We start from the raw sequence: 389 nt of genomic DNA on the forward strand, positions 1-389 counted from the left end.
ATGCGGCAGGGTCGACATCGAGGACGCCCGCTTCTACGAGCACGGCGCCGTCGACCTCAAGGGCGTGCTCCGCGCGGTCGGCAAGAACGCGGAGAGCGGCACCGCCTCCCAGGGCGCCTCGACGCTGACCCAGCAGTACGTGAAGAACGTCAACGTGGAGAAGGCCGGCGACGACCAGGCCGCCGTCCGGGAGGCCCAGCGCAAGACCCTGGGCCGCAAGATCCAGGAGCTGAAGGTCGCGATCAAGCTGGAGGAGGACCTGACGAAGGACCAGATCCTCACCAACTACCTCAACATCACCTTCTACGGCAACCAGGCCTACGGGGTCGAGGCCGCCTCCCAGCGGTACTTCAGCAAGAGCAACAAGGACCTCACCGTCGCCGAGGCCG

1 protein-coding gene is annotated in these 389 nt (G+C 66.6%); it reads left to right on the forward strand.

Features of this window, described 5'->3' with window-relative positions; genetic code table 11:
• Positions 1-389, forward strand: a 389-nt coding sequence (locus C2142_RS28560; RefSeq protein WP_194235815.1) for a biosynthetic peptidoglycan transglycosylase, incomplete at both ends; no start/stop codon positions are given.

Source organism: Streptomyces sp. CB01881 (assembly GCF_002953255.1).
Taxonomy (GTDB): domain Bacteria; phylum Actinomycetota; class Actinomycetes; order Streptomycetales; family Streptomycetaceae; genus Kitasatospora.